The 10,694-nt window shown below is 59.5% G+C and carries 11 protein-coding genes and 2 pseudogenes; all 13 read left to right on the top strand.

Translation table 11 applies throughout. From position 1 onward, the window contains the following. Window positions 1-99: 99 nt before the first annotated feature. Window positions 100-2,058, top strand: a pseudogene (smc, locus tag SD70_RS31540) (chromosome segregation protein SMC); the annotation flags it as partial. A gap of 87 nt (window positions 2,059-2,145) precedes the next feature. Beyond that, a pseudogene (gene ftsY, locus SD70_RS31535) lies at window positions 2,146-3,131 on the top strand (signal recognition particle-docking protein FtsY). Between the two features lie 137 nt (window positions 3,132-3,268). After that, on the top strand, window positions 3,269-3,619 hold the full coding sequence (gene ylxM / locus SD70_RS31530) for a YlxM family DNA-binding protein (protein ID WP_041052563.1): 351 nt from the start codon (window positions 3,269-3,271) through the stop codon (window positions 3,617-3,619). Window positions 3,620-3,632: 13 nt separating this feature from the next. Beyond that, window positions 3,633-4,997 carry a signal recognition particle protein gene (gene ffh / locus SD70_RS31525; RefSeq protein WP_041052562.1) on the top strand — a complete coding sequence of 455 codons (1,365 nt, stop codon included), beginning with the start codon at window positions 3,633-3,635 and terminating at the stop codon, window positions 4,995-4,997. A 64-nt stretch (window positions 4,998-5,061) separates the two neighbouring features. Then, complete coding sequence (rpsP, locus tag SD70_RS31520) at window positions 5,062-5,334, top strand: 30S ribosomal protein S16 (protein ID WP_041052561.1); 273 nt, start codon at window positions 5,062-5,064, stop codon at window positions 5,332-5,334. 24 nt (window positions 5,335-5,358) lie between these two features. Continuing rightward, window positions 5,359-5,589, top strand: coding sequence for a KH domain-containing protein (locus SD70_RS31515; RefSeq protein WP_041052560.1), 231 nt, complete (start codon window positions 5,359-5,361; stop codon window positions 5,587-5,589). A gap of 63 nt (window positions 5,590-5,652) precedes the next feature. Continuing rightward, complete coding sequence (gene rimM, locus SD70_RS31510) at window positions 5,653-6,168, top strand: ribosome maturation factor RimM (protein ID WP_041052559.1); 516 nt, start codon at window positions 5,653-5,655, stop codon at window positions 6,166-6,168. Window positions 6,169-6,170: 2 nt separating this feature from the next. Then, on the top strand, window positions 6,171-7,091 hold the full coding sequence (gene trmD, locus SD70_RS31505; RefSeq protein WP_041052565.1) for a tRNA (guanosine(37)-N1)-methyltransferase TrmD: 921 nt from the start codon (window positions 6,171-6,173) through the stop codon (window positions 7,089-7,091). A 206-nt stretch (window positions 7,092-7,297) separates the two neighbouring features. Continuing rightward, window positions 7,298-7,645 carry a 50S ribosomal protein L19 gene (rplS, locus tag SD70_RS31500; RefSeq protein ID WP_041052558.1) on the top strand — a complete coding sequence of 116 codons (348 nt, stop codon included), beginning with the start codon at window positions 7,298-7,300 and terminating at the stop codon, window positions 7,643-7,645. 95 nt (window positions 7,646-7,740) lie between these two features. Then, window positions 7,741-8,361: a signal peptidase I gene (lepB, locus tag SD70_RS31495; protein WP_041052557.1), complete on the top strand. Its 621-nt coding sequence runs from the start codon at window positions 7,741-7,743 to the stop codon at window positions 8,359-8,361. A gap of 40 nt (window positions 8,362-8,401) precedes the next feature. Continuing rightward, window positions 8,402-9,310 carry a ribosome biogenesis GTPase YlqF gene (ylqF, locus tag SD70_RS31490; RefSeq protein ID WP_052488107.1) on the top strand — a complete coding sequence of 303 codons (909 nt, stop codon included), beginning with the start codon at window positions 8,402-8,404 and terminating at the stop codon, window positions 9,308-9,310. Window positions 9,311-9,473: 163 nt separating this feature from the next. Further along, on the top strand, window positions 9,474-10,085 hold the full coding sequence (locus SD70_RS31485) for a ribonuclease HII (RefSeq protein WP_041052556.1): 612 nt from the start codon (window positions 9,474-9,476) through the stop codon (window positions 10,083-10,085). A gap of 344 nt (window positions 10,086-10,429) precedes the next feature. Then, window positions 10,430-10,609, top strand: coding sequence for a hypothetical protein (locus tag SD70_RS31480; RefSeq protein ID WP_041052555.1), 180 nt, complete (start codon window positions 10,430-10,432; stop codon window positions 10,607-10,609). Window positions 10,610-10,694 lie beyond the last annotated feature (85 nt).

Genomic DNA, 10,694 nt, shown 5'->3' with positions numbered 1-10,694 from the left:
TAGGTAGCATCGTTGGCAACGAGCAAAACAGCCGAAATCAGAGGCTTATCTTTTAAATTATCGGCATCGATCGACCAGTTAGCGGCTCTGGCGCCATTGACGGCGGTGGAAACGGCGCTCGGCGCCGCGCTGCAAAACGTCGTCGTCGAGACGGAAGCTGACGGCCGGGCGGCCATCGCCTTCCTGAAGCAGCGGCAGCTTGGCCGGGCGACGTTCCTGCCGATGGACGTCATTCGCGGCAGGCCGATGGCCGAAGCCGAGCGCGGCGCGATGAAGGGCGCCAAAGGCTTTGTCGGCGTCGCCGTCGATTTGGTCGAATTCGATAGCGCTTATGCCAACATTTTTTCCAATTTGCTGGGCAGTGTCGTCGTCGCCGAGACGCTGGAGGACGCCAACCGAATCGCCGCCAAGGCCGGTTACCGGTACCGCGTCGTCACGCTCGAAGGCGATATCGTCAATCCCGGCGGCTCGATGACGGGCGGTTCGCTGCAGAAAAAGAGCGCGAATTTGCTCGGCCGCCAGCGCCAGCTGGACGAGCTGGATGCGGAAATTCGCGAAGCGGAGAAGCAAATTGCCGATGTGCGGACCAGCACGCAGCGGCTGCGCAAAGAAATCGACGCGCAGTCGGCGGAGCTGGAGACGCTGCGCCAGCAAAGCGAACAGGCGCGCATCGAGGAGCAGCAGGTGCGGGCCGCTTTGCAGCCGCTGGAGAACGAAGCGCGCACGGCGCTTGAGCAGCTGCAGCTGGACAGCCAAGACCGCGATTCGCTGCTGCAAGAACAGGCGGAGCTGCTGCGCAAGGCGGAAGAAGCGAAAGAGCTGCTGGACCAGCTGACGCAAGAGGAAGCGGCTTTGCAGCAGGCGATCAAGCGCGCCGAGGAAGTGCGCAAGGCGGGCGAATCGCAGAAGGAGGAGCTGCAGTCGCAGCTGACCGACCTGAAAGTGAAGCTCGCCGCAGCCGCGCAAGAGAAACAGTCGCTGCAAGATTTGACGCGCCGCGAGCAGCAGGATTTGGCGGCGATCGTGCAGGAGCTGGACGAGAACAGCCGCCGGCTTGCGGCCATGGATGCCGAGATGGAGACGTCCGAAGCGGAGAACGTGCGCCAGATCGAGCTGCTCAACGAGCTGAAGCTGAAGAAGCAGGGGTGCTCCGAGCAGATCGACTTCAAGCGGGCGGAACGGGCCGAATGGCTGCGCAAGCTCGAAGAGGAAGAAAACGAGACGCGCGAGCAGCGGACGCAGCTGAAGCAGGTGGAGGAGAAGCTGCACCAGACCGAAGTGCGGGCGGGCCGCCTCGACGTCGAGCTCGACAATTTGCTCAAAAAGCTGGCGGAGGAGTACGAGCTCAGCTACGAACTGGCGAAGCAGCGCTATCCGGTTCCGGACGATATCCCGGGTACGCAGCAAAAAGTGCGAGAGCTGAAGCGGGAAATCGCCTCGCTTGGCGAAGTCAACCTCGGCGCCATCGAGGAGTTCGCGCGGGTGAGCGAGCGCTATGAGTTTCTCAGCGCGCAGAAGAACGACCTGATCGAAGCGAAGGCAGCGCTGTACGGCGTTATCCGCGAGATGGACCAGGAGATGTCGAAGCGGTTCCGCACGACGTTCGACCTGATCCGCTCGCACTTCAGCGTCGTGTTCGCCAAGCTGTTCGGCGGCGGCCGCGCCGACCTGGTGCTGTCCGAGCCGGACGATTTGCTGAATACCGGCATCGAGATCGTCGCCCAGCCGCCGGGCAAAAAGCTGCAAAACTTGCTGCTTCTTTCCGGCGGCGAGCGGGCGCTGACAGCGATCGCGCTGCTGTTCTCGATCCTGCGCGTGAAGCCGGTGCCGTTCTGCGTACTGGACGAAGTGGAAGCCGCTTTGGACGAAGCGAACGTGTCGCGCTTTGCCGAATATTTGCGCGAGTTTTCGGAAACGACGCAGTTCATCGTCGTCACCCACCGCAAAGGGACGATGGAGGAGGCCGACGTGCTGTACGGCGTCACGATGCAGGAGGGCGGCGTATCGAAGCTCGTTTCCGTTCGTCTCGAGGACGAAGAGGCTATCGTATCGGCCTGACGGCAATACTGGAAACAACCGGAGTCCGTCCGCACGCTTGGGCGGACTTCTGTAAGTCATGTCGGAATGATGGGAGTGGAACGCTGCATGAGCTTTTTCAAACGGCTCAGAGAAAGCATTTCCGCCAAAGCGGAAGCGGTCACAAGCAAGTTCAAGGAAGGGCTGGCGAAAACGCGCAGCGCTTTCGTCGACCGGATGGACGAGTTGTTCCTGCGGCGGAAAAAGATCGACGAGGAGTTTTACGAAGAGCTGGAAGAAATTATGATCGGCGCGACGTCGGCGTGAACACGGTGATGGGGCTCATCGACGAGCTGCGCGCCGAAGTGAAGAAGCGCCGCATCGAAAATCCGCAGGAGCTGCAGCCGATTTTGTCGGAAAAGCTCATCGCGCTGTTGCGCGGCGACGAGGACGCCGGACTGAAGTATGCGGACACCGGCATTACGGTGTTCCTGTTCGTCGGCGTCAACGGCGTCGGCAAAACGACGACGATCGGCAAGCTCGCGCACCGGCTCAAATCGGAAGGCAAAAAGGTGATGCTCGCCGCCGGCGACACGTTCCGTGCCGGGGCGATCGAGCAGCTCGAGCAGTGGGGGCAGCGCGTCGGCGTCGACGTCATCAAGCAGGAGTCCGGCTCCGATCCGGCGGCGGTCATGTACGACGCGATCCATGCGGCCAAAAGCCGCGGCGTCGACGTGCTGCTGTGCGACACGGCCGGGCGGCTGCAAAACAAAACGAACCTGATGGAAGAGCTGAACAAAATATACCGCGTCATCCGCCGCGAAATACCGGATGCGCCGCACGAAGCGCTGCTCGTCCTCGATGCGACGATGGGGCAAAACGCCTTGCAGCAAGCGAAGCTGTTCGGCGACAAAACCGGCCTGTCCGGCCTTGTGCTGACGAAGCTCGACAGCACCGCCAAAGGCGGCATCGTCATCGCCATCCGCCAAGAGCTCGATCTCCCGGTCAAGTTCGTCGGCCTCGGCGAGAAGATGGACGACTTGCAGCCGTTCGATTCCGAGCAGTTCGTGGGCGCGCTGTTCACGAAATGGGCCGCGGAGAACGAAGCGGAGTAGAGGCTGCGCCCAAGCCAAAAAAAGTGACAAGGCCATTGCCTTGACATTATGGCCGGACCCCGGTATACTAAGTTTCGTTGCATGGAGTTGTCAAGGCATTATCCTTGACAGCAATCCTGGCCGGAGGAGGAACAGCCGTGCCGGAAGAGAACGTACTGGAGAAAACGAACCGCATCAACCTGCTGTTCGACTTTTACGAGCCGCTCCTCACGGAGAAGCAGCGGACGACGCTGCAGCTCTATTTCCACGACGATTATTCGCTCGGGGAAATTGCGGAGCATTTTGGCGTGAGCCGGCAGGCGATTTACGAGCAGTTGAAACGCGCGGAGCAGACGCTGGACGAGTATGAAGCAAAGCTCAGGCTGCTGGAGCGGCACGAGCGGCGGCTGAAGCTGGCGGAAGAAGCCGCACCCTACTTGTCCCGGCTTGCGCCGGATGATGAGCGGCGCCTCGGCGAGCTGCTGCACGCGATCGTCAATATAGACTAGGGGTGAGCCTGTTATGCCGTTCGAAAGTTTGGCTTCCCGCTTGCAGAACGTGTTCGGCAAGCTGCGCTCGAAAGGCAAGCTGTCCGAGGACGACGTGAACGACGCGCTGCGCGAAGTGCGTCTGGCGCTGCTCGAAGCGGACGTCAATTTTAAAGTCGTCAAAGATTTCATCGCGAAAATCCGCGAGCGCGCCGTCGGGCAAGAAGTGATGAAGAGCTTCACGCCGGGCATGGTCGTCGTCGATATCGTCAACAAAGAACTGACCGCACTGATGGGCGGGACGCAAAGCAAGCTGGCGCGCTCGAACCGGCCGCCGACGGTCATTATGATGGCGGGCTTGCAAGGTGCGGGCAAGACGACGTCGACCGGCAAGCTGGCCAAGCTGCTGATCAAAGAGAACCATCGTCCGCTGCTCGTCGCCGCCGACATTTACCGTCCGGCTGCGATCAAGCAGCTGCAAGTGCTCGGCGAGCAGGTACAAGCGCCGGTGTTCTCGCTAGGCGACCAAGTGAGCCCGGTCGAGATTGCGAAGCAAGGGCTGGAGCACGCGAAGGAGCACGGCAACGACTACGTCATCATCGATACGGCCGGGCGTCTGAACATCGACGAGGCGCTCATGGAAGAGCTGAAAAGCATCCGCGCCGAGGTGAAGCCGGACGAGATTTTGCTCGTCATCGACTCGATGGCGGGCCAAGAGGCCGTCAACGTCGCCCAAAGCTTCCATGAGCAGCTGGAGCTGACCGGCGTCATCCTCACCAAGCTCGATTCCGACACGCGCGGCGGCGCCGCATTATCGGTCAAAGCCGTTACCGGCCTGCCGATCAAGTATGCGATGACGGGCGAGAAGCTGGACGCGATGGAGCCGTTCCATCCGGACCGGATGGCGTCGCGCATTCTCGGCATGGGCGACATGCTGTCGCTCATCGAGAAAGCGCAGGAAAGCATCGATGCCGAGAAGGCGAAAGAGATGGAGCGCAAAATGCGCACCGCCGAATTCACCTTCGAGGATTTCCTGGAGCAGATGGAGCAAGTCAAAAAGCTCGGGCCGATCGACCAAATTCTCGGCATGCTGCCCGGCGCCGGCAAGATGAAAGGGCTGCAAAACGTCAAAGTCGACGAGAAGCAGATCGACCGCGTGCAGGCGATCGTGCGCTCGATGACGAAGCAGGAAAAGCAGAAGCCGGAAATCATTAACGCCAGCCGCCGCCAGCGCATCGCCAAAGGCAGCGGCACGACGGTCGCCGACGTCAACCGGCTGCTGAAGCAGTTCGAAGAAATGCGCAAAATGATGAAGCAGCTCAGCAGCATGATGGGGCCGAAAGGCATGAAAAACCTGAAGAGCCTGAAGGGCAAAATGGGCCGCCGCTTCCCGTTCTAACGGCGGCGCACGCTTGCCGCTGACGGCATCAATAGCGTTGATTCTATGGAGGAGGTGAAACATCATGGCAGTTCGCATTCGTCTGAAGCGGATGGGCGCGCACAAAGCTCCGTTTTACCGGCTCGTTGTGTCCGATTCCCGTTCTCCGCGCGACGGTCGTTTTATCGAGGAAATCGGATACTACAACCCGGTCGCCCAGCCTGCCGTTGTCAACATCGATGAAGAGAAGGCAATGAAATGGCTGCAAACCGGCGCTCAGCCTTCCGATACCGTTCGCAGCTTGTTCAGCAAGCAAGGTCTGATGAAGAAATTCCACGAGCAGAAGCTGCAGAAGTAATGGCGGCTTAGCTGGGAGGCCATTATGAAGGATCTTATCCTCGTTATTGCCAAAGCCCTGGTGGATTACCCGGACGATGTGCGCGTGAACGTCGTGGAGCACGAAGCCAGCGTCACGTACGAGCTGTCGGTGAATCCCGCGGACGTGGGCAAAATCATCGGCAAGCAAGGGCGCATCGCCAAATCGATCCGCACGGTCGTCACTTCGGTGGCCGTCAAGGAATCGAAACGGGTCAACGTGGAAATCGTATCATAAGGGGAAAGGTTAGGATACGTTCCTAACCTTTTTTCTCTTGTATGAGATTAGGGGGCATGAAGCATGTCCGACAGGCTGTATACCGTAGGCAAAATCGTCAACACGCACGGCATCCGGGGCGAGCTGAAAATCGTCCCGCAGACCGACTTTCCGGAGCTGCGGTTCGAGAAGGGGAGCGAGCTCGTCATCGAGACGCCGGACGGAAGGCGAATTCCGGTGCAAGTCGAATCGTCGCGCATACATAAAAATATGGTGCTGGTCAAGTTTAAACAATTTAACGACATTAACGAATGCGAGAAATATAAAGGCAGCATGCTGAAGGTCGAAGAAAAATATTTGGCCGAGCTGGACGAGGACGAGTATTATTACCACGAAATTATCGGCTGCGCCGTCGTCACCGAGGACGGGCAGCAGCTCGGCACGATTACGGAAATTTTGTCGCCGGGGGCGAACGACGTCTGGGTCGTCAAGCCGGCAATAGGCAAGGAGCTGCTGCTGCCGGTCATCGATAACGTCGTGCTGGACGTGGACGTAGCCGAGAAGCGAGTGCTCGTCCGGCTAATGGAAGGGCTGATGTGACGATGCGCATCGATGTGCTGACGCTGTTTCCGGCCATGTTCGAGGGGGTGTTCGGCTCGAGCATTCTCGGCAAAGCCCGGGATAAAGGGCTGGTGAAGCTGAACACGATCAATTTCCGCGACTATGCGAACAACAAGCACAACACCGTCGACGACGCTCCGTACGGCGGCGGAGGCGGCATGGTGTTGAAGCCGGAGCCGATATTCGCGGCAGTGGAAGATGTACTCGGCACAGCGCCCGCCTGCCGGGAAACCGGCTCTCGAGCCGCCACAGGGCAGCCGGACGCCGTCCTGGCGGAGTCAGACGGGCAAGCTGATCACGCTGGGCAAGCGAAGCAATCCGTGCGCGTTGACCGGCCCGGGCTGGAGGCGGACGCAGACGGCTCGCCTGCCGGCACGGCCGATAAACGTCCGCGCGTCATCCTCATGTGCCCGCAGGGCGAGACGTTCACGCAGCGCAAAGCCGAAGAGCTGGCGGGCGAGAAGCACCTTATTTTCATTTGCGGCCATTACGAAGGGTACGACGAGCGCATCCGCGAGCATCTCGTCACCGACGAGCTCTCGATCGGCGACTACGTGCTGACGGGCGGCGAGCTGCCGGCTATGGTCATCATCGACAGCGTCGTCCGGCTGCTGCCCGGCGTGCTCGGCAACGAAACGTCCGCCGTCACCGACTCGTTCAGCACAGGGCTGCTGGAATACCCTCACTACACCCGGCCGGCGTCGTTCCGGGGCTGGGACGTGCCCGAAGTGCTCGTTTCCGGACACCATGAAAACGTGGCCCAATGGCGCCACCGCGAAGCGCTGCGGCGCACCGCCAGGCGCCGGCCGGATTTGCTCTCCGGGCGCGAGCTAAGCAAGCAGGAGCGGGCTTGGCTGGCGGAGTTCGAGAAAGAACGCGGCGGAGCCGGCGACGGCGAGTAAGACCGGGTTGCTATTATGGATGCCGGGCGGCACAGGCGGGGTGCCGGCGACATTTTTCGCGGTTGTGTTTCGATTGCGACTATGGTAAAATGTCTACTGTTGCGATTTTGTCAACGTTTGAATACGGTGGTCCTCTACGCATAACAGCACAAATCGATTTGGATGAGGCGGAATGAACACCTGTGTGGAAGGAGGTCGAGTCATCTATGAACAACAATCTGATTCATGAGATCACGAAGGAGCAACTTCGCAGCGATATCCCGAGCTTCCGTCCGGGCGATACGCTGAAAGTGCACGTGAAGGTCGTCGAGGGCAGCCGTGAGCGTATCCAGCTGTTCGAAGGCGTCGTCATCAAGCGTCAAGGCGGCGGCATCAGCGAAACGTTCACCGTCCGCAAAATTTCGTACGGTGTCGGCGTTGAAAGAACGTTCCCGCTCCATTCCCCGAAGATCGACAAGATTGAAGTGGCTCGCCGGGGTAAAGTTCGTCGTGCGAAGCTCTACTATTTGCGCGGACTTCGCGGCAAGGCAGCAAGAATTCAAGAAATCCGATAAGCGAAAAATGGGGGGCTTGTGCGAGCAAGCTCCTTTTCGTTTGCTTAGTGGCGATAGTTTGCTTGCGATATACATAGAGAAAAGAGGGAACTTGTATGGACCAAGAGCAGCCGCTCCGGACGGACTCGGAAGGGTCGGACTCGGCCGGCTCCAAACCGGCAGGATCGGCCAAAAGCGAGACGTGGGAATGGATCAAGGCGCTGCTCATCGCCGGCGTGCTCGTGATCGTGATCCGCGTGTTTTTGTTCGCCCCGTTTATTGTGGAAGGTCCTTCGATGGAGCCTAATTTTTACACCGGCGAACGGCTCATCGTGAACAAGCTCGTCTACGATTTCCGCCAGCCGAAGCGCGGCGAAGTGATCGTTCTGCACGCGCCGGAAGGGAAAGATTACATCAAGCGCGTCATCGGGTTGCCGGGCGAAACGGTCAAGGTCGAAGGCGACAACGTGTTTGTGAACGGCAAAGTGATCGACGAGCCGTGGATCAAGGACGCGGTGAATCGGGAGCATCAAAAAGGGGGACTCTACAACCCGTCTAAAAATTTCCCCGAAACGAAAGTGCCGGACGATGCCGTGTTCGTGCTCGGCGACCACCGCTCCGTCAGCAAAGATAGCCGCTACGAGGATCCGGGGTTCATTCCGCTGAACAAAGTGGTCGGACGCGCCGACATCCGTTTCTGGCCGATCCAAGCGATCGGGATCATTAAACACGGCTAGGCGGGTTGGCGCCAGGCGATAACGAAGAGGTGAGTGCAGGGTGACGATTCAATGGTTTCCGGGCCATATGACGAAAGCGAAGCGGCAAATCGAAGACAAGCTGAAGCTGATCGATATTGTCATCGAGCTGCTCGACGCCCGCATTCCGCTGTCCAGCCGGAACCCGATGATCGGCGACATTTTGCAGGGGAAGCCGCGGCTCGTGCTGCTGAACAAGGCGGATCTGGCGGATCCGGAGGCGACGGCGGAATGGGTCCGATATTTTGCGCGCGAAGAAGGTCTTGATGCGCTGCCGCTCGACGCCGTGTCCGGGCATCAGGTGAAGGAGATTGTGCCTCGCGCCAAAGCGCTGTGGGCGCACAAGATCGAAGCGCAGCTGCGCAAAGGGATGACGCCGCGCCCCGTGCGGGCGCTCATCGTCGGCATTCCGAACGTCGGCAAATCGACGCTGACGAACACGCTGGCCGGCCGCAAAATCGCCGCAACCGGCGACAAGCCGGGGGTGACGAAAGGCCAGCAATGGATCAAGGTCGGCGGCGAGCTCGATCTGCTCGACACGCCCGGCATCCTCTGGCCGAAGTTCGAGGATCAGCAGGTTGGGTTGCGGCTGGCGGCGACCGGGGCGATCAAGGAAGACATTTTGCCGCTGGATGAAGTGGCGTTTTTCGTCGTCCGGTTTATGGCTATGCAATATCCGGGGGCGCTGCTGGAGCGGTTTGGCCTCGACAAGCTACCGGACGATCCGTCCGACGCGCAGCAAATCGTCGCGGCAATGGAAGCAATCGGCCGTAGGCGCGGCGCCGTCATCAGCGGCGGACGGATCGATCTGGATAAAACGTCGCTGCTTATTCTGCGCGATTTGCGTGCGGGAAAGCTGGGGCGCATAACGCTGGAACGTCCGCCGGGGGAAGGTAAAGCGGGGGCAGAGCCGCGGGTAGAGCAAGTATAAAAGTTGAGTCAAGCCGTGCCGCGTTGGCGCGGCTTTTTTTGCGCTGAACACATTACGGGGCAGCATGTGCGTTCCAGGAGTCTGACGGTTTCTTTTAGCGCTTTTTGGCATGGCTCGTTCCGCCTCCGATCCTATATAATGGGTAAGAAGGGAGACGGAGGACATGCTTCACTACGAAGAGCAGATCTGGGAACAAGGATACATAGCGGTGGCGGGCGTCGACGAGGTCGGGCGAGGCTGTCTATTCGGCGACGTAGTAGCGGCGGCAGTCATATTGCCGCGAGGCTGGGCTATGGAGGATATTGACGATTCCAAGAAACTGACGGCAAAAGCGCGCGAGCGGCTGTACGACGTGATCATGTCGAATGCGCTGGCGGTCGGAGTCGGTGTCGTCGACGTGCCGACGATCGAGCGGATCAATATCAAGCAGGCAGCGCGATTGGCCATGAAACAGGCGGTAGAGAAGCTGCAGCGGGAGCCCGACTATTTGCTCGTCGATGCGGAGAAGGTGGATGTCGATGTGCCGCAACTCGCCATCATCGACGGCGATGCGCTCAGCCAGTCGATCGGCGCGGCTTCGATCATCGCCAAAGTGACGAGAGACCGGATGTGCCTGCAATGGGACTTGCAGTATCCGGAGTACGGGATAGCGATACATAAAGGGTATGCGACGAAATATCACCGCGAAAAAATTTTGCAGTTCGGACCGACGCCGCTTCACCGCAAGACGTTTCTCCGCAAGCTACTGCACGAGCAGCAGGAAATGACGTTCTAGGCGTTAAGCTGGGCGTGAAACTTTGGGTCTACGTTAGCTTGTTACGCCACAAGCTTAACGCCCAGGCGTTAAGCGGGGGAGTGAAACTCCGGGCGTATGCCAGCTTGTTACATCACCAGCTAACGCTCAGGCGCTAGGCTGGCCTTGAAACGAACGACTGGCCCATTGCTGGCTGTTGCACCTACAACTTAGCGCTCGCGCATTAAACTGGCTGTGAGACGCCCTGCACAATGCTCGCTGTTGTACCAACAGCTTAACGCGGGAAGGCAGGAAGAACGTAACGAAAGTGGCACCGGCAGCCGATATACATAAGCATAAGCTTGAAAGGGAATGAGGGAACGGCAATGAATATTTCCGGCTTGCTGCGCAGCTTGCTCGGCGACGCGAGGCCTGCGGATGCGAAAACGCTCGAGCTCAAGGTCGGGCAAATCGTAAAAGGGATCGTGCTGCAGCTGTTCTCCGAGCAGGACGCTTTGGTCAATATTAACGGCGTGCAAGTGCGGGCCAAGCGGGAACGGCAATGAATATTTCCGGCTTGCTGCGCAGCTTGCTCGGCGACGCGAGGCCTGCGGATGCGAAAACGCTCGAGCTCAAGGTCGGGCAAATCGT

Origin of the sequence: Gordoniibacillus kamchatkensis, from assembly GCF_000829455.1 — a bacterium.
In the GTDB taxonomy this organism is placed as follows: Bacteria; Bacillota; Bacilli; order Paenibacillales; family NBRC-103111; genus Gordoniibacillus; species Gordoniibacillus kamchatkensis.
Note: the sequence above shows the minus strand (reverse complement) of the source record. Positions and strands in the feature narration are given on the sequence as shown.